Annotated in this window: 16 protein-coding genes; 6 read left to right on the forward strand and 10 right to left on the reverse strand. The window is 62.7% G+C overall.

Translation table 11 applies throughout. The features are described 5' to 3' along the window. Window positions 1-124: 124 nt before the first annotated feature. From metC to JNM03_RS09690, 5 genes are all read left to right on the forward strand, one after another. Complete coding sequence (gene metC, locus JNM03_RS09670) at window positions 125-1,291, forward strand: cystathionine beta-lyase (RefSeq protein ID WP_294036249.1); 1,167 nt, start codon at window positions 125-127, stop codon at window positions 1,289-1,291. Continuing rightward, a complete protein-coding gene (locus JNM03_RS09675; RefSeq protein WP_039578994.1) occupies window positions 1,288-2,040 on the forward strand; it encodes an amino acid ABC transporter ATP-binding protein in 753 nt (250 codons plus the stop codon). Before metC ends, JNM03_RS09675 begins: the two co-directional genes overlap by 4 nt. A 285-nt stretch (window positions 2,041-2,325) precedes the next feature. Next, the gene (locus JNM03_RS09680) at window positions 2,326-5,028 is read left to right on the forward strand and encodes a TonB-dependent receptor (RefSeq protein WP_294036250.1); all 2,703 of its coding nucleotides are present in this window, start codon (window positions 2,326-2,328) and stop codon (window positions 5,026-5,028) included. Between the two features lie 10 nt (window positions 5,029-5,038). Then, a complete protein-coding gene (locus JNM03_RS09685) occupies window positions 5,039-5,743 on the forward strand; it encodes a PepSY domain-containing protein (RefSeq protein WP_294036251.1) in 705 nt (234 codons plus the stop codon). Continuing rightward, entirely contained in the window at window positions 5,740-6,474 is a 735-nt protein-coding gene (locus tag JNM03_RS09690; protein ID WP_294036252.1) for a PepSY domain-containing protein, read from the forward strand. The genes JNM03_RS09685 and JNM03_RS09690 overlap by 4 nt, the downstream gene beginning before the upstream one ends. Before the next feature lie 6 nt (window positions 6,475-6,480). Here JNM03_RS09690 and hutC read toward each other — a convergent pair whose 3' ends face one another. The 6 genes from hutC to JNM03_RS09720 all read right to left on the reverse strand — a co-directional run bounded on the left by hutC (window position 6,481) and on the right by JNM03_RS09720 (window position 11,439). After that, window positions 6,481-7,281 (reverse strand): histidine utilization repressor, encoded by an 801-nt coding sequence (gene hutC, locus JNM03_RS09695; RefSeq protein ID WP_294036253.1) that lies wholly within the window; start codon window positions 7,279-7,281, stop codon window positions 6,481-6,483. Window positions 7,282-7,344: 63 nt separating this feature from the next. Next, complete coding sequence (locus tag JNM03_RS09700; protein WP_294036254.1) at window positions 7,345-8,670, reverse strand: alginate export family protein; 1,326 nt, start codon at window positions 8,668-8,670, stop codon at window positions 7,345-7,347. A 162-nt stretch (window positions 8,671-8,832) separates the two neighbouring features. Beyond that, window positions 8,833-9,588: an arsenical resistance protein ArsH gene (gene arsH / locus JNM03_RS09705; RefSeq protein ID WP_294036255.1), complete on the reverse strand. Its 756-nt coding sequence runs from the start codon at window positions 9,586-9,588 to the stop codon at window positions 8,833-8,835. A gap of 5 nt (window positions 9,589-9,593) precedes the next feature. Continuing rightward, window positions 9,594-10,658, reverse strand: a complete 1,065-nt coding sequence (arsB, locus tag JNM03_RS09710) for an ACR3 family arsenite efflux transporter (RefSeq protein WP_011542687.1) — start codon at window positions 10,656-10,658, stop codon at window positions 9,594-9,596. Window positions 10,659-10,667: 9 nt separating this feature from the next. After that, a complete protein-coding gene (arsC, locus tag JNM03_RS09715; RefSeq protein WP_294036256.1) occupies window positions 10,668-11,096 on the reverse strand; it encodes an arsenate reductase (glutaredoxin) in 429 nt (142 codons plus the stop codon). Window positions 11,097-11,109: 13 nt separating this feature from the next. Then, complete coding sequence (locus JNM03_RS09720; RefSeq protein ID WP_011542685.1) at window positions 11,110-11,439, reverse strand: helix-turn-helix transcriptional regulator; 330 nt, start codon at window positions 11,437-11,439, stop codon at window positions 11,110-11,112. A gap of 94 nt (window positions 11,440-11,533) precedes the next feature. Here JNM03_RS09720 and JNM03_RS09725 point away from each other — a divergent pair, with 94 nt between their 5' ends. Beyond that, window positions 11,534-11,959: a DUF5990 family protein gene (locus JNM03_RS09725; RefSeq protein ID WP_011542684.1), complete on the forward strand. Its 426-nt coding sequence runs from the start codon at window positions 11,534-11,536 to the stop codon at window positions 11,957-11,959. Between the two features lie 26 nt (window positions 11,960-11,985). Here JNM03_RS09725 and JNM03_RS09730 read toward each other — a convergent pair whose 3' ends face one another. The 4 genes from JNM03_RS09730 to JNM03_RS09745 form a co-directional block, all read right to left on the reverse strand. Continuing rightward, entirely contained in the window at window positions 11,986-13,254 is a 1,269-nt protein-coding gene (locus tag JNM03_RS09730; RefSeq protein ID WP_120222408.1) for a site-specific integrase, read from the reverse strand. A 763-nt stretch (window positions 13,255-14,017) separates the two neighbouring features. Further along, the gene (locus JNM03_RS09735) at window positions 14,018-14,389 is read right to left on the reverse strand and encodes a PRC-barrel domain-containing protein (RefSeq protein WP_294036257.1); all 372 of its coding nucleotides are present in this window, start codon (window positions 14,387-14,389) and stop codon (window positions 14,018-14,020) included. A 394-nt stretch (window positions 14,390-14,783) separates the two neighbouring features. Further along, window positions 14,784-16,040, reverse strand: coding sequence for a DUF4118 domain-containing protein (locus JNM03_RS09740; RefSeq protein ID WP_294036258.1), 1,257 nt, complete (start codon window positions 16,038-16,040; stop codon window positions 14,784-14,786). Between the two features lie 117 nt (window positions 16,041-16,157). Further along, complete coding sequence (locus JNM03_RS09745) at window positions 16,158-17,054, reverse strand: GNAT family acetyltransferase (RefSeq protein WP_294036259.1); 897 nt, start codon at window positions 17,052-17,054, stop codon at window positions 16,158-16,160. Between the last annotated feature and the right edge of the window lie 197 nt (window positions 17,055-17,251).

A 17,251-nucleotide genomic window follows, 5' to 3' on the forward strand; every position in this document is an offset into this window, starting at 1 on the left:
TCCCTGTCCCGGCTCAGCATGAAGATCGAACGGAAACTAAACTATGCAGGATAATCACGACAGAAAATGGCCCGGGGAGCCGGCAAGCCCGAAAGGGCGCGCCTGGCAGGATCCGACGCGTGCCGTGCACGGCGGTCCCCGTCCGTGCGATCAGCGGGGCCTCATCAATCCGCCCGTCGACCGGGCCTCCACCATTATCTACGACAGCGTCGAGGCCTATATGGACCGGCACCAGGGTCTCTACGATGAGGTCATCTATGGCCTGTACGGAACGCGAACGACCTTTGCGCTCGCCGAGGCCGTCAGCGAACTCGAAGGCGGCTGCGCCACCGTCATCACCTCGTCTGGAACCAGCGCGATCGCGCTAGCCCTCACGGCTTTCGTGGCCGGGGGCGATCATCTGCTCGTTGCGGATTGCGTCTATGGGCCGACCCGCAAGTTTCTGACCGACGTTCTCGCGCGCTTCGGGGTCGAGGTGGAATATTTCCGGCCCGATATCGGAGCGGAGATTGCCGGGCTGTGCCGCAGCAACACCCGGCTCATCTACATGGAGACCCCGGGCTCGCAGACATTCGATATGATCGACGTCCCCGCGATCACGGCGGTTGCACGCAGCCGGGGCATATTGACCGCTCTCGACAACACCTGGGCGACGCCGCTTTTCTTCAAACCGTTGGCCCATGGGGTCGACATCTCGCTTGCTTCGGCAACCAAATATCTCTCGGGGCACTCCGACTGTCTGCTCGGCACGATGACCGCCGCCAGCGATGCCGTCTACCGCCAGCTCAAGGATGCGGCGGCGCGCTGGGGCAACTGCGCGAGTCCCGACAATTGCTATCTCGTCCACCGGGGCATCAGGACGCTCGATGCCCGCCTTGAACGCCACCAGCGTACCGCGGCGACGCTGATCGAATGGTTCGCCCAGCAACCCGAAGTGGTCGCGGTCCGCTATCCGGCCCATCCTTCCGATCCCGGCCATGCGATCTGGAAGCGGGATTTCACCGGAGCGTCCGGATTGTTCGGTGTTCAGCTCGATGGTCTTACCCCTCCGGAAACCAGCGCCTTTTTCAACGAATTCTCGCTGTTCCAGCTCGGTTCGAGTTGGGGCGGCTTCGAAAGCCTCGCGGTTCCGGCGTGGCCCGCTCCGATCCGCGATTTTCCCAATGGCGAGGCAGATGGGGCGCTGATCCGTATTCACGCCGGCCTCGAAGCGCCGCAGGATCTGATCGCCGACCTCGCCGCAGCCTTCGCGCGGGTACGGGCGCTACGCGGCCGGGGGCAGGCGTCATGACCGATGCCTCGGGCCACGCGGCCGTCAGCTTGCGGCAGGTCGACAAATATTATGGCGCCTATCATGCCCTCCGCTCGATCGACCTCGAAATCGCCCCGCGCGAGCGGATCGTGATTTGCGGCCCTTCAGGCTCCGGCAAATCGACGCTCATTCGCTGCATGAACAGGCTCGAGGTGCCCGACTCCGGTGCCGTCCTGATCGAGGGAACCAGGATAACCGACGCGTCGCGAGAGGCCGTTGCGGCGCTCCGCGCCGTCGGCATGGTTTTTCAGCAGTTCAATCTGTTCCCGCACAAGACGGTGCTGGAGAATTGCACCCTCGCGCCCGTCCTGCTCGGCGGCTTGTCTCTTCCGGAGGCGGAGGCGCGCGCCATATCCTATTTGGACAAGGTGAGGATTGGCGACCAGGCGGGCAAATATCCGGGGCAGCTCTCGGGAGGGCAGCAACAGCGGGCCGCGATAGCCCGCGCTCTGGCGATGGAGCCCCGGATTCTTCTCTTCGACGAGCCGACATCGGCGCTCGATCCCGAGATGATCAAGGAGGTACTCGATGTGATGACGTCCCTTGCCGGCGAAGGACGGACGATGGTGTGCGTGACGCACGAAATGGGATTCGCGCGCGAGGCGGCCGATCGCATGCTTTTCATGGATCAGGGCCAGATCATCGAAGACGCAAGGCCGGCAGATTTTTTCGCCGCGCCGAAAAGCGAACGCGCACGGACCTTTCTCGAACAGATACTTTCGCATTGAGCGGCTCAAGTCGGTCGCGCCCCCAAGCTGTGCCGACCCACTTAATCATGTCATTTCATAAGCAAGCCGAGGGAGGGGCCCGCCGGCTCCTTGCGCGAAAAGGCTCAGGCCGGAAAAAATTTCAAAATTGATGAGGGGTAGAGCTTTGGGGTGCGTATCTAGTAAGTATCGTGCGCCCGGAATTTACTTCATAACCAATTGATATGATTCAATAAATTCCTATTGACCTGTATATACATTTGATGCTCTCTGAGGTGGGTAACGCAACCAGAAGGGGGTTTCGCGATGAAGATCAGGACAGTTTTGCTCGCCGGCGCAGCGGTTTGTGCGGGCATTTCCGCACCAGCATTCGCGCAAGCCGAGTCGGCACCCGAGACCGGCGCAGAAAGCGCGACGAGCGGCAGCGACATCGTCGTGACCGGCTCGCGCATCCGCCGTCAGGATCTCGCCGGTGTCGGTCCGGCAACGGTGGTCTCCGCCGAGCAAATTGAAAACACCGGCGTCGTCAATATCGAGACGGTGCTGCAGCGCCTCCCCGCCAACGCCGGCTTCGCGGGCAACCAGACCTCGGCCTATTGGGCGAACAACGGTTATGGCACGGCGCAGGTGAATTTGCGCGGCCTCGGCATCAAGCGCACCCTCGTCCTGCTCAACGGCCGCCGCCTCGTCGCGGGCGGCACCGGCGCGAACTCCTCGCCCGACCTCAACATGATCCCGGTCGCCGCGCTCGCCCGCACCGACGTCCTCAAGGACGGCGCCTCGGCGATCTATGGCGCCGACGCGATGGCGGGTGTCGTCAACCTCGTGACCCGCACCGATTATGAAGGCTTGGGCCTCAGCGTGCGCCAGGGGATCACCGAAAAGGGCGACGGATCGGATTTCACTGCCGACCTGCTCTGGGGCATTCGCAACGACCGCGGCGGCTTCATGGCGGCTGTCACCTATCAAAAGACCAAGGCGGTCAATATGGCCTCGCGCGCACCCTGCTCGCTCGCCGAAACCACGCCGGGAACGCTCGGCTGCGTCAACAGTGCCTCGACGATTGGCGGCCGCGCGGTGCTGCCCAATGGTCAGCAGATCAACTTCAATCAGGTGCTGGGCGGCAACGGCAACTTCTTCGAGCCGTACAGCGCGGCGAAGCACAACTTCAACTCGAACCCGTTCCTCAATGCGGTGAGCCCGGTCGAGCGCGTCAGCACGGCCTTCTTCGCCGACTATGACCTGACCGACAATATCGAGGCATTCGGCGAATTCCTCTATACCTTCCGCAAGTCGAACCAGATCGCGACTCCGGGGACGCTGCGCAATCTCTCGATCGCCGCGAGCAATCCGACCAATCCGACGGGGCAGAATATCGTCCTCATCCAGCGTCGCCTCGCCGAACCGGGCCCGCGCCAGTTCTTCCAGGAAACCGACACCTGGCAGGGCACCTTCGGCGTCCGCGGCAAACTCTCGAACAACTGGGGCTGGGAAGTCGCCGGTGCGTTCGGCCGTAACACCGCCGTCGACGGATCGACGAACATCGCCAACCTCGAGCGCGTCGCGAACACGCTCGACACGACCAAGTGCAGCCTCGCTGCCGGGGCGACGATCCCCTGCGCCGATTATCTCGGTTTCGGCGACCTGACGCCCGAGGTGCTCGACTATATCCTCTTCACCTCGCGCGACCGCGGCGGCAACGAGCTCGCGACGGTGACCGCCGATATCAACGGCGACCTGTTCAAGCTGCCGGCGGGGCCGGTATCCTTCGCGGCGGGCGTCGTCTATCGCAAGGAAAAGGGCTGGCGCGATCCCGATCCGCTGACCGTGCTCGGCATCGCCAACACCAACCAGCAGAGTCCGATCTCGGGGACGAGCGTCGCCAAGGAAGCCTATCTCGAGCTGTCGGTGCCGATCCTCGCCGACAAGCCCTTCTTCGAAGCGCTGACCCTCGACGGCGCGGTGCGCTACTCCGATTATGACCTGTTCGGCAGCGACTGGAACTACAAGGCCAGCCTCGACTGGATGATCAGCGACAGCTTCCGCTTGCGCGGCACCTATGGCACCGGCTTCCGCATTCCGAACGTCCCCGAACTGTTCGGCGGCGTGTCCGAAGGCAATCTGACCACCACCGATCCCTGCTCGCGCTATTCGACGAGCGGGAATGCAACGCTGATTTCGAACTGCCAGGCGTCCGGCGTGCCCGCGAACTATGTCCAGCTGGGCACGACGATCTTGACCACCGTCGGCGGCAACGAGGATCTGAAGCCCGAAAGCTCGACGACCTGGACGGTCGGCACGGTCATCACGCCCAAGGGCCTGATCCCCGGGCTATCGCTCACCGCCGACTGGTTCGACATCAAGATCAAGGATGCGATCCGCGCCATTCCGGGCTCGACCAAGCTCGCCATTTGTTACGCGAGCGCCAATTTGTCGCATCCCTTCTGCGACGATTTCACGCGCAGCCCGCTGACCGGCGAAGTGACTTTCCTGTCCGCGCAGCCGATTAACACCGGCCGCGAGGAAATGAACGGCCTCGATCTCGGACTCGTTTACGCGGGCGGTATCGGGAGCGTGAATATCTCGCTCGACGTCAACCTCACCTACCTCAACAAATATGTCGTGCTGCCCTTCCCAGGCGGCGCGCCGATCGACTTCGACGGCTTCATCGGCGGCGGCAATGGCGGCTATCCGAAGTGGCGCGGCTATGGCGTGCTGACCGCGGAGAAGGACGGCGTCAGCGCGACCTGGTCGACCCAGTGGATCGGCAAGGCGACCGACTTCAATGCGGCGCCCGGCGAAATCGGCTACAGCACGCCGAATGTTTTCTACCACAATCTCCAGGTCGCTTTCGAAATCGACGAGAAGACCCGCTTCCAGCTCGGCGTCGACAATCTCTTCGATCGCAAGGCGCCCTATATCCAGAGCTTTACCGATGCGAACACCGACACGATGACCTACGACCTGCTCGGACGGCGCTTCTACGTCGGCTTCCGCACCGCGTTCTGAGGCTAAGGTCATGGCGATCCGTTGGCCGCTGTTCGTCCGGCGAACGCATAAATGGCTGGCCCTTGTGGTCGGCGTCCAGGCGCTGCTCTGGACGCTGACCGGCTTCTACATGGTGGTCGTCCATATCGACACCATCCATGGCGACCATCTGGTGCGCTCCCCGGTCGCCCAGCCCTTCGACCTCGACGGCCTGGCAGCGCCGTCGCAGGTCGTAGCGGCGGCGCCGGGCGTGTCCGAACTCCGGCTCCAGCGCCTTTTCGGTGCGCCCGTGTGGCGCGCCGAAACGCCCGAAGGCCCCAAGCTCTACGACGCCCGCACGGGCGCGCCGCTGCCTGCCCTGACCGAGTCCCAGGTCCGCGAGCAGGCGCGGCGTATCTACACCGGCGACGGCAAGATCGTGTCGGTGCGGCTGCTGACCAAGGCACCGCAGGAGATGCAATCGCGCAAGCCGCCCTATTGGCAGGTCGAGTTCGAGGGTTGGAATCGCCCCACGCTCTATCTCTCGCCGCAGACCGGCGATCTGATCTCGCGGCGCCACGCCCTCTGGCGCGTCTTCGACTTCGCCTGGATGCTCCACATCATGGACTATGACGAGCGGACCGACGTCAACAATCCGCTGCTCCGTGTCGCGACCTGGAGCGCGTTCGCCATGGCGCTGACTGGCGCCTGGCTGCTGCTCTGGTCCTTCAAGCGCCGCAAGGGGAAGAAGGCATGAAGAAAATCCGCCTGACGCCGCTGTTTTTCCGGCGCATCCACAAATGGGTCGGCCTGATCCTCGGGCTCCAGTTTCTGCTCTGGGCATTGAGCGGCTCGGTGATGGCACTCCTCGACAAGGATAAGGTCGGCGGACACGGCGGCGGCATGGGCCACGCCCACCCGCTGCCGGCCGGCGAATATTTCGATGTCGCCGCCTTGCCGCGCGGCGAACCCGTCACCGGGGTTGTTCTGCGCGATCTCGGCACGCGCCCGATCTACGAACTTCGCACGGGCAAGGGGACGCGCCTCGTCGATGCGACGAGCGGCGAAATCGTCCATGTCGACGAGCAGATGGCGCGCGACGTCGCATCGATGATGAACGAGGCGCCGATCCGCAAGGTCAGCGTGCTCGCGAAGGCGAATCTCGAATCGCGCGATCATGAAGGCGCGATGTGGCGGGTCGACTTTGCCGACGCCGAGAACAGCAGCGCCTATGTCTCGCTCGACACCGCGCGCTTCCTCGTCATGCGCGGCGACACCTGGCGGACGTGGGACTTCTTCTGGATGCTCCACAACATGGATTACATCAACCGGAAGAGCTTCAACCACCCGCTCATCATTTTCGTCGCCTTTGGCGCGCTCTGGCTCTCGGGCACCGGCTTTTATCTGCTGTTCAAAAGCTTCAGCCGCGCCGACTTCCGCTGGCTGCGCCGGCGCCGCAAACCGGTGGTCGTCACGCGCACCAGCTGATCGGCGTCAATCGTCGATCGAGAAGGCCGCCGACAGCTCGAAGCGCGATCCGGGATGCGTCAGCCAGGCATGGCTGACGAGGCGCGAATGGCTCCACGTCCGCCGCGTCATCCGCAACACGGGCTCGCCGTCCGAGAGCCCCAGCATGCTGTGGGTGTGCGCGTCAGGCATCTCGGCGCGAACCCGATGTTCGACGCGCTCGAGCGGCGCCGTCCGCGTCAGATATTCGTTCGGCGTCATCTGGGTGAAGTCGGTCTTCCCATAATCGGGAGCCGCCGACGCGAGCACGAAACGCTCCTCAAGCTGGATCGGGAACTCGGCTTCGTGATGGACGATGATCGAATGGAAAAGCCTCGTGCCGACCGGAACCTCGAGGAGGGCCGCAAGGTCCGCATTGGCGCGTATCTCGTCATTCTGCACGACGCGGGCCCGATAGATGTGACCGCGCTCGCGGATTTCTTCGGCGATATTGCGGATTTCGATCATCTGGCCGATCGGCTTGGGCTCGGCGATGAACGATCCGCTACCCGCACGGCGTACAAGAACGCCTGCCGCCTGTAGTTCGCGAAGCGCCCGATTGGCGGTCATCCGTGACACGTCGAACTGTTGGACCAGCTCCGCTTCCGATGGAACCCGGTCGCCCGGCTTCAGAAGTCCGTCGCGAACGGCATCGCAAATGCTCTGCTTGATGGCGGCATAGCGAGGTGGAGACTTGTCATTTTCGTCATCGGAGTTGCCGGGTCGGGAGGCCGCGGATCCATTCGAGAGTTTTGATCCGCGTCCGGGGGTGCGAGTGGTAACATCCATAACCCGTCTATACAGGTTGCTGCTCTCAGAAGCCAAGCACGCTGTTTGCGACCTGCGCCGGTTTCAGAAGCTGATTGTGGCATTGAAGGAATTATACAGCGTGTTGCCCCCGGCCCGTGCATTGGGCGCGTTTCGGAGAAACCGGCCCTTGCCGAGAAATACGCCGCTCCATTCGAGGCGGAGGCGCTTGGGTACGAGCCAGTAGCGCAGGCGCGCTTCGACCTGGTGTCCCGCGAAGCGGCCGGAGGCGCCGGATGGATCGCGAACGCCGGTCGTCGAAAAACTGTCGAACCGCGAGGCCAGCCAGAGCGGCCGGTAGGCCGCAAAGGCGTCGAGGCGCTTGGACGGGGCCGCTTCGATACGAAGCGCCGGGGACAGGAGATTGGCCCGTCCGATTGCATTGTAGAGGCCCGCTGGCGCGAGTTCCGCGCGGCGCATTCCGAACAAAGTATCGAAGCGGCCGAAATCGCCTCCCGGGCCGTCGCCGCTCGCATAGTCGAATTCGAGCGATAGGCGCGGCGACCAGGGGTGGCGAAAGCTGTAACCCGCCTCGAGATGCGTGAACCACGCCGACACGTCGGACTTGGCTGCCAAGGGAGCGAGGCTGCTGCTGATCGTACCGAACTGGTAGAATGTCTCGCTCTCGTAATCGAACCGGCCCGGCGCGGGATCGCGATAGGCGCGCAGTCCGATCGTTTCGAGCGAACGGTCGCGTGTCGGCCGCTGCGGCGCGTCGCGCTCGCCGAGATGGAAATAGGAAATCTCGACCGACCCTCGCGACCCGGCGAGCTTCTTCGTCGCGAGGCCGCCCCAGAGTTGCAGGTCGAAGCCCTCCTTGTCGAACTTCACCCGGTTGTCATCGAGTGACGCGCGGTCGTCGGGCAGCCGCACTTGCGGGAGCGTATAGATGATCGTCGCCGCGATACCTCCGCGCAGCGCCAGGTCGGCGCGGAGACCCGTATAGCCGCTCGTCGTGTTGCGATAATCGTCCGCGGCCACCAGCCGCCGCGATCCCAGGTTCAGCGTGAAGCGGCCGGCCTGGAGATCGAGCTTCGTGCCTGCGCCGAAGGCATCGCGCGCCTCATAGCCGACATAGGCCTGGACCAGTTCGAACGCGTTGACTTCGCCCGTCGTCACCGGGGTTCCCGCCTCGCTCCCATAGACGCGGCTGTCGTAGAGTTCGGCGCCCAAGCGAAATCCGTCGCTGCGATATTCGCCGCCGACGATCGTGCGGACATTGAGCAGGTCGTCCTTCTCGTCGAATCCCGTCCGCGCCTGTCCTTGGATCATTTCATAGCGCAGGCGCATGCTGCCCGTGATGGTCAGGCCATCTTCGGCGAGAGCGGGTGCGGGCAGGGCGAGTAAAGTCGCGGCAAGATACAGCCTCAAGCAAACCTCCTGATCCCCGAAATCGAGGACGAACAGGCAACGCTTGAGCGCCGGGACGCTTTACCGGGAGGTTGCGCGGCCCCGGTAATCCGCCTCTAGATCGGAGGCGCCCCTGGTGCAAGATCGCTTCGGTGCCGACCTGGGCTGGACGTGGTCCCGGGCTCAGGCTCCCGGCAGCCCCGCCAATCGCGCCGGCGTCACGACGGGTTCGGCGCGGTCCTTGCGTTCCGAATAGCGGTCGACAAGCTGCGTGGCATGGCCGCGCGTCAGCACGGTGAAGCACACAAGTTCCTCCGCAACGTCGACGATCCGGTCGTAATAGCTCGACGGGAGCATCCGGCCCGCCTCGTCGAACTCGGCATAAGCCTTGGCGACGCTCGACTGGTTGGGGATGGTGATCATCCGCATCCAGCGGCCGAGGATGCGGAGCGTATTGACGCTGTTGAACGATTGCGACCCCGCCGACACCTGCATCACCGCGAGGGTGCGGCCCTGTGTCGGGCGTAGCCCTTTGTATGCGAGCGGCAGGTGATCGACCTGCGCCTTCATGATGCCGGTGATCTGGCCATGCCGTTCGGGGCTGCACCAGACCTGGCCCTCGGACCAGAGCGAATGCTGGCGCAGTTCCTCGACGGCCGGGTGGTCGTCGTCGGCGATCAAATCGGGCAGCGGCAGGTCCGACGGATCGAAGATGCGCGTCTCGCAGCCGAAGAGCTGGAGCAGGCGCGCGGTCTCTTCGACGACGAGCCGCGAATAGGAGCGTTCGCGCAAGCTGCCGTAGAGCAGCAGGATGCGCGGCGCTGGGTCGAGCGGGCCGAGGCCGAGCGCGGGCTGCGAGCGGATATATTCCGCGCTGAGCGCCGGAAGATGGGTGGGATCGGCGAGCGCGCGCAGGCGCGAAAAGGTGGAGGAAGCCATGACAATCAGTCTTTCGCGGGGGTGGATGCCGGGAACCAGCGGCGTCCGAACCAGAAGGCGACGCTCACCAGCAGGATGAGCACGGGAACTTCGACGAGCGGGCCGATGACGGCGGCGAAGGCGACCGGCGAGGCGAGCCCGAAGGCGGCAATCGCAACCGCGATCGCAAGCTCGAAATTATTTCCGGCGGCGGTGAAGGCGACCGCGGTCGTGCGCGGATAATCGGCCTCGATCAGCTTGCCCATCCAGAAGCTGATGACGAACTGCACGACGAAATAGATGGTCAGCGGGACGGCGATGCGCACGACGTCGCCGGGAATGGTGACGATCTCACCGCCCTTGAGGCTGAACATTGCGACGATCGTGAAGAGCAGCGCGACAAGCGTGATCGGCGCGATGCGCGGGAGGAAGCGCGTCTCATACCATTCGTTGCCCTTGGCGTCTGCGAGCCACTTGCGAGTGAGATAGCCCGCCGCAAAGGGAACGCCGAGATAAATGAGGACGGCTTCGGCGACGGTCCAGAAGCTTACGTCGATAACGCTGCCTTCGAGACCGAACAGCGGCGGCAATATCGTCAGGAAGAACCAGGCATAGATGCTGAAGAACAGGATCTGGAAGATCGAGTTGAACGCCACCAGTGCCGCGACATATTGATTGTCGCCCTTCGCGAGCTGGTTCCAGACGATCACCATCGCGATGCAGCGCGCGAGGCCGATCAGGATCAGCCCGGTCATATATTCGGGCTTGTCTGACAGGAAGATCACCGCGAGCGCGAACATCAGCACGGGACCGATGATCCAGTTCTGGATGAGCGAGATGGCGAGCACCCTTTTGTCCTCGAACACGCGCGGCAATTCCTCGTAGCGGACGCGCGCGAGCGGCGGATACATCATCAGGATAAGGCCGATCGCGATCGGGATGTTGGTCGAGCCCCACGAGAGGGCATCGATCGCGGCGGGCAGGCCGGTGAACACCGAACCGAGCAACACGCCGAGCGCCATCGCGAGGAAGATCCAGAGGGTGAGATAGCGATCGAGGAACGACAGCCGTTCCCGCTTGGGTTCTGTCATCGGCTTGGCTCAGGCGCCGACGCGGTTGCTAGCGGCGTCGATTACCTGTTCGCCGTCTTCCTTGGCGAAGGCGCCGCGTTGCCCCGCAGGGATGAGGTCGAGTACCGTTTCGGAGGGACGGCAGAGCTTCACGCCGAGCGGCGAGACCACCAACGGGCGGTTGATCAGGGCGGGATGCGCCATCATCGCGTCGATCAGCGCTTCGTCGCCAAGGGCCATGTCTCCGAGCCCCAGCTCCGCATAGGGCGTGCCTTTCTCTCGCAGGAGTTCGCGAGCCGTGATGCCGGCGCGGACGATCAACTGTTCGAGCAGCGCACGCGACGGCGGCGTCTTCAGATACTCGACGACATGCGGTTCGATCCCGGCATTGCGAATCATCGCGAGGGTGTTGCGGGAGGTCCCGCAGGCGGGGTTATGGTAGATGACGATGTCGGTCATAGCGCGCGTTCCTTCAGCAGCAGGCGAGTTCTGCGAGCAGCGGCTCGCACAGCTCCGCCCGGCCTTGGCAGCAGTCCTTCGCCAGGAAGAGCATCAGGCCGCGAAGCGCGTCGATATCCGCGCGCTGGATAATTTGACGCCCGCGCTTCTCGGATATCACGAGGCCGGCTTTGGCGAGCACCGCGAGATGGGTGGAGAAGGTACTCTGGGTGAGTCCCGACGCTTCGACAAGTTGACCCGTCGACAGGCCGTCGGGCTCATGTTTGACGAGCAGGCGAAAGGCATCGAGGCGTGTCGGGTGTCCCAGCGCGGCGAGAATGGACAAGGCGGAATCGGTTTGCATGCATCGGAATTATCCGATGGAATCGCATCCGTCAATTCCAATCGGGAATATCCGATTAGTTGGTCCGCTTGCGCGATCGGGCTATAGCCTCGTCATGGGTCGCGAACAGCAGAGCGAGATCGCCTTTCGGATCGTCATCGAACAGCCGGTGCCTGGCGTGCTTCACAGCTTGCAAGGCAAGGACGACGGGCCGCTCGATCCCAAAGCGTCCCGCATGGGTGAAGCCTTGGCCTTCGATTTCTCCGTGCGCGTCGGCCCGGGTCCCAAATTCTTCGGCGACCAGGTGCGGCGCGAGGGGCCGGAGCGCCGGTTCGTCTATATTCGTGTCGGGCAAATGGCGGGTGACGCGGCTTCGCCTTGGTCGCGGCGGATGAAGATCGACATACATGATATCGATCAGGAGCTGCTCGACGCGGCCGCGAAGGATATGCGGCCCATCGAGATTGCGATCATTGGCACGGGTAAGGATGGCACGCCCGCGTGCGCGACGGTGCGTCCGACGATGCGGCGCATCGCCTAGCAGAGCTCGTATCCTGTTCCGTCCCGTCAAGCGGCGTGTCGCATGGTCCCGAGCTTGGCCGCGCCGCTCGCCAGCAGCCGCTCGATTTCGTCCGAGGTCCGCCGGACAGCGAGTTTCAGCGCTTCATCGATGTGGACATAATCCTGGGTCACATTCTGCGAAGCATGTCCGAGCATTGCGCGGATCGTGAGTTCCGAGAATCCCAAATCTCCCGCGACGCTTCCGAAGGTGTGGCGAAGCGTATGGGGCGTCACACCCTCTATACCTGCCAAAACGCACACGCGCCGGAGGCACTCGCTAACCGCCGTGAAGGGACCGTCGCCGATGGTCGAGGGAAACAGGTGCGGATTGCCCGCAATCTCTGCCTGGTCTTGCAGAACCCGCACCGCGGCCGGACCGATCGCTCGAATCTGTGCGCCGCCCTTCGTGTCGGGAAAAGCAACATAGCCGGCATCGGGATGAAGCCAGCTGCGGCGCATCGCTTGCCCTTCTTCCCGGCGATAGCCCGTCAGCAGCAAGGTGCGCAGGACGCCGAGAGCGACCGGATTCTCGCCGCTCGCCTCGGCATGAGCGATGGCCTTCCCCATCATCTCGATTTCAGCGACGCTGAGGCGCCGCGTCTTCTTTTTGCTCGCGAGCTTCTTGGCCCCGAGGGTCGGGTGTACTTCGAGCAGACCCTTGTGCTTCGCGTGACCGATGATCGCCTGAAGCGTGCCGAGGCAGCGGCCCGCCACGCCGGGCCCGCCCGTTGCCATGCCGCCTCGCCCTCCCGTTCGGGGTTTGGCCGTCTTCCCGTTCTTTACGTCGGATTGCATCTGCTCGACGTCGGCGATCCGGAGATGCTTCACGATGCGATTGCCAAGCAGGGGTACGATGTGGGTTCGAACCCGGCTCTCGTCCATATCGAGCGACGACGTTTTGATGGGAAGATTCTTGCGGCCTAGGATATTCCCGGCGCGAGCTTCCTCCAAATACCAGTCGCACATCTCCGCTACGGTCATTCCCTTGCGGACCTGCCTGACCTTGTCGGCGGGATCCTCGCCGACGATGACCTCGGCCAACTTGAGCTTTGCAAGATCGCGGGCCGTATCGACCGTCAGCACGCCGAACCGGCCGAGGTTCATCCGGCGTTTGATACCCTCGGCATTGCGATATTGAACGACGAAAGTCTTGAGCCCCGAAGGGAGCACCCTCAGGCCGAAGCCCTTCACTTCGCTATCCCAATAGATGAGCTGCTTGCTGTCTGGCACGGCAAGCGCGTCGATCGCCCGTTTGGTCAGCTTGCCCGTCGGCATCATGTCTCTCCTGCTGGAGACAAAACCAAAACCGAGCGGCTTTGTCTCCAAATTGTCTCCTGCAACCGTCAAACTGGAGACAAAATTAGGATACGAGAGGGCAGAAAGAAAATCAAGAAATATAGGAAATATAGGGTTTTAGGATAGCATAGGAAGCTCTAGGAAAGCCCGAAGGTCAAGTTGCCAAGGTTGGGGTCGAGGGTTCGAATCCCTTCGCCCGCTCCATCGTCGTTTGTACGATATTCTGTCCCCAGCCATCCTGCCGTACGACGTTGGCTTGCGCGAATTGCGTGATGTCACCACTGATTTTGACCAAAAGGTTTGATTCCGGAACGCTGGCTCTGCTGCAGATTTTTAGAAAAACAAGTTAAATCAATTTAATATGAGATTTCTTGGACGAGGGCTCCCGTCTCTTTGTCCTCATATTGTCATCACAATGACGAATCTGATCGAAATATTGCGGGAGGCACGTCAACACGATTGCTCAGCGCCCGATCGGACATTCGTCGGATGTCGGAATGCGTCGGAAACGCCCGTTTCCGTAACAATCATCATGTCCGCAAGCGGCCATCGGTTGCCGAACGTATGTGGCATCTGACGACCCCAACCACAGAGCTGACAAACGATCTCAGTCGCGGCTTTGTTCGCGTCGAGACACAATGCAGCCGACATATCGCGAAGGCGCGTGCTGGCGAAGATGTTCCGGCACGCGCCTGCTCTGCCAAATGTCGCCAGCAAAGCTAAATCCGAAGATCATCGTCGATCAGAGAGCAGGATAGTTCAGGCCATAATGGCCGTATATGCTGCGACCGAATACATCATCATAGTCAGGCGCGCTGTCCGCCGCATAGTGCGGCGCACTTTCTACCTGCTCTTTCGACAGATTCACGACATAGCCATCCTTGTCGGTATCGTATGTGAGCATATCCCACGGGATCGGATAATGATCGCGGCCGAGGCCAAAAAGCCCGCCAAACTCGAGCACTGCGTGTTCGGCCTTGCCCGACTTCTTGTCGATCATGATATTCCGAACTGTGCCGAGTTTCTCGTTCTGGGAGTTATAGACTTTCGTTCCTTCGACCATGTCGGATGCGATGAGGCGGTGAGATTGGTTGCGTTCGATGGTGTCGACCATGACAATTCTCCATGTTGATGGTTGGCCGCATACGATGCATGCGGCGCGACCCCTCCTGTCTAACCAACCGGTCACAGCCATGGCCGTTGCATGAACTGGCATATATCTTTTGCAAAAGACGTCTGTATGAGGCGCCGCGACCGAGACCGGGCCTGCCGTGCGGAGCCGTCGTTCGCTCTGACCACCGATCATCGATCGATCGCTACGGCGAACTGTGGACTAGCGAGCCGAGACCTCCGGGTTCAACGCAAAAACGGAAACCATTCGGTTAGGCTTGATGATCGGGATCTGCCTGCGCGCAACGCCTGCTACGTCATCGATGAGCGCGATTGCGAACGGCAGTTGGATGATTGCGGGTCAGCGCCGGCCTTTCCAACGAAAGCAATTCGCTTGGTCATGCCCGGCGGCTTCGCATCTCGTCTTCAAGTCTCAGTCGCTCGTGCGCGAGGGACGCTTGGGCAATGATCGTCGATAGCAGCACCCGCTGGTCGGGTCTGATCGGCTCCGCCCCGTCGTCGCGCGCTATTCCCAGAACCGCAAGTTGTCCGAGCGATGTGGACAGCGGATGAAATTGCCAGTCCGAGGAAGATATCCGCGTCGTGCCCGCGCCGGCTTCCTCGGCATGACCGTGACACCATTCGAGCGCGGCGCGATCGACCGGGCCGAGCACCGGCTCACGCGGCGCGGCACCCGAGATGACCAATGTTCCATTGCGTTCGCGGAATACGGCGGCGTTAAGATCGAGCAGGCCGTGGACATGTTCGCTCAGTGTGGCTGCGGTGCTTTCCCAATCGCCATCGCGGGTCAGCCGCTGCGCAAGCGCGGCGAGGCTCGCATTTTCGCGCGCGCTGCGGTCGCTCAGGGTGAGACGTCCCCGCACTTGCCCGGTCACCATGCTGACGTAGGTGGCGACGCCGAACAAAACGACGGCCATGACCAGGTTTTGCGGAGCGGCCGGGTCGAAGCGGAAGGTGGGGGCAAGGAGGAAGAAATTATAGGCAAGTACGGACAGCACGGCACCGAACAGGGCCGGGCGCAGCCCATAGCGGGCGGCGATGCCAATCACCGGCATAAGGAAGAGGAGGTCGAGCGACCGCGCTGGAATGAAGAGATGAAGAAGCTCGGCGATCAGGAGGATCGCACCGGTCGAGGCTGCAGCGATGGCATAGTGCATCGCAGGCGTCCGCGCGGAAGTCCTTGAAGATGGTGCTGGCTGCGCTTGGATTGGGGCGACAGGGACGATGTGAAGTAAAAGATCGCCGTTTCGCGCCGATAATTCCTCGGCTGCCGATTTCCGCAAACGGTCGCGCCAGCGCCGGGCCGGCTGCGCTTCCATCACGAGATGAGCAGCGGGTGAAGTTTGAAGATGCTCGCCAATGCCGCCTGCGATCGTTGCTGCGGCGACCGTTGCCACGGTCCCACCGTGCCGAGCCGCATAATCAAGCGCGTCGGATGCGTGCGATCCAGCCGATCCGCCAAGATCGGTCTCCGGCGTTTCGACGAAGATCGCTTCCCAGGCGAGTCCGAGCGCGCGCGCGAGCGTTTCCGCGGTGCGGACAACATCATCAGATGCTTCACTCCCGCTGATCAGCGCTGCGAGCGTCGGTTGAGACTTGGCTTCGCTTGCCGATGGAATTGGGCTCTCCGTCATCGCCCAGGCCTCGCATATGCGCCTGACCGGTATCGCAAGTGCAACCGGGCCCGTCCGGCTCTCCGGACGGCGTTCCGCGCAATGCGATCATCCCGACCGGACCCAGACGGCAGAAAGCTATGATGTGCCAATGCGCTTCGCCATGCTTGTGCGTGCCTCGGCCGTATAGCCATGGCGCTGGTAGAATGCCGCCACCTGCTCGTTTCCTTGCCTGATCTGAAGGTTGATCTTCAGGCAACCCAGGCCTTGCAATGCGGACTCAGCTTCTTCCAGCAAGGCGGTGCCGATTCCGGATCGCCGGTATGAAGGTGAAACGGCGAGAGAATAGAGCCATCCCCGGTGTCCGTCATAGCCTGCCATTGCGGTGCCGATCACGGCCGCGTCTGATTTCGCGACGAAAAACAGGTCCGGCTGGAAATGCATCTTCGCCGGGATCGCCCGATCGGCCCGGTTCCACGACGGGTCGTCGGGGAAGCATTGCTGCCAAAGCGTATCGACGTTTGCAAAGTCGCCTGGTTCATACAGCCGCACACGAACATTTTTCGAAGAAGCGCGGCTCCCCGAGCGCATGGCCACGGGCGCGGCGACGGTATCGGGCAGACTTCTTGGCGCCGGATTTCTTTCGTGCTGGACGATCGTATCCGGAAAGGTCAGCCAGTGGTGCTTGTCCGACGTCCAGACGGCCTGCGTCGGCGCGACAAATGCCGCGTCCGCAAACGAACCCGCCGCCACGCCTGCGAGGTGCGGCATCCGGTCCGGCTCCCACCAGAGCGTCGACCCGCAGTCCATGCAGAAATGAAAGGTAACGGGATGCCCGCTCGCCGATGGCCGCCGGAAATGTCGTGCTTGCCCTTCGAGGAGCCTGATCGCTTCGCGCGGGAAGAAGGCCGCGACGCTGAAGAGCGAGCCGGTGCGGCGCTGGCAGTCGAAGCAGTTGCAAAGCGACACCTTGACAGGTTCGCCCTCGCACCCGAGCCGAAGCGTGCGGCAGTGACAGCTGGCCTCCCGAAACATCGCGCCACTAGAACAGCAAGGCGCGCCGACGGCAAGCCCGTGTCGGCGTAAGCTTTATGCGGATTCCGACGATGCCGCCCACCTATTCCGATCTGATCGCGCCCACCATTCCGAGCTGATGCCGCCCGGGCGAGAGTGCCTGATCGATGGGCTGGTTTGTCACTGATTTCGGCTTCTGGTCAAGCGGCTGCTGGCAC

The organism is Sphingopyxis sp., from assembly GCF_016793825.1.
Taxonomy (GTDB): domain Bacteria; phylum Pseudomonadota; class Alphaproteobacteria; order Sphingomonadales; family Sphingomonadaceae; genus Sphingopyxis.

Bases quoted from the DNA above. Each gene is read 5' to 3' on its own strand.
- JNM03_RS09675 (WP_039578994.1), top strand. From the start codon at position 1,288: ATGACCGATGCCTCGGGCCACGCGGCCGTCAGCTTGCGGCAGGTCGAC.
- JNM03_RS09680 (WP_294036250.1), top strand. From the start codon at position 2,326: ATGAAGATCAGGACAGTTTTGCTCGCCGGCGCAGCGGTTTGTGCGGGC.
- JNM03_RS09685 (WP_294036251.1), top strand. From the start codon at position 5,039: ATGGCGATCCGTTGGCCGCTGTTCGTCCGGCGAACGCATAAATGGCTG.
- JNM03_RS09690 (WP_294036252.1), top strand. From the start codon at position 5,740: ATGAAGAAAATCCGCCTGACGCCGCTGTTTTTCCGGCGCATCCACAAA.
- hutC (WP_294036253.1), bottom strand. From the start codon at position 7,281: ATGGATGTTACCACTCGCACCCCCGGACGCGGATCAAAACTCTCGAAT.
- arsH (WP_294036255.1), bottom strand. From the start codon at position 9,588: ATGGCTTCCTCCACCTTTTCGCGCCTGCGCGCGCTCGCCGATCCCACC.
- arsB (WP_011542687.1), bottom strand. From the start codon at position 10,658: ATGACAGAACCCAAGCGGGAACGGCTGTCGTTCCTCGATCGCTATCTC.
- arsC (WP_294036256.1), bottom strand. From the start codon at position 11,096: ATGACCGACATCGTCATCTACCATAACCCCGCCTGCGGGACCTCCCGC.
- JNM03_RS09720 (WP_011542685.1), bottom strand. From the start codon at position 11,439: ATGCAAACCGATTCCGCCTTGTCCATTCTCGCCGCGCTGGGACACCCG.
- JNM03_RS09725 (WP_011542684.1), top strand. From the start codon at position 11,534: ATGGGTCGCGAACAGCAGAGCGAGATCGCCTTTCGGATCGTCATCGAA.
- JNM03_RS09730 (WP_120222408.1), bottom strand. From the start codon at position 13,254: ATGCCGACGGGCAAGCTGACCAAACGGGCGATCGACGCGCTTGCCGTG.
- JNM03_RS09735 (WP_294036257.1), bottom strand. From the start codon at position 14,389: ATGGTCGACACCATCGAACGCAACCAATCTCACCGCCTCATCGCATCC.
- JNM03_RS09740 (WP_294036258.1), bottom strand. From the start codon at position 16,040: ATGACGGAGAGCCCAATTCCATCGGCAAGCGAAGCCAAGTCTCAACCG.
- JNM03_RS09745 (WP_294036259.1), bottom strand. From the start codon at position 17,054: ATGTTTCGGGAGGCCAGCTGTCACTGCCGCACGCTTCGGCTCGGGTGC.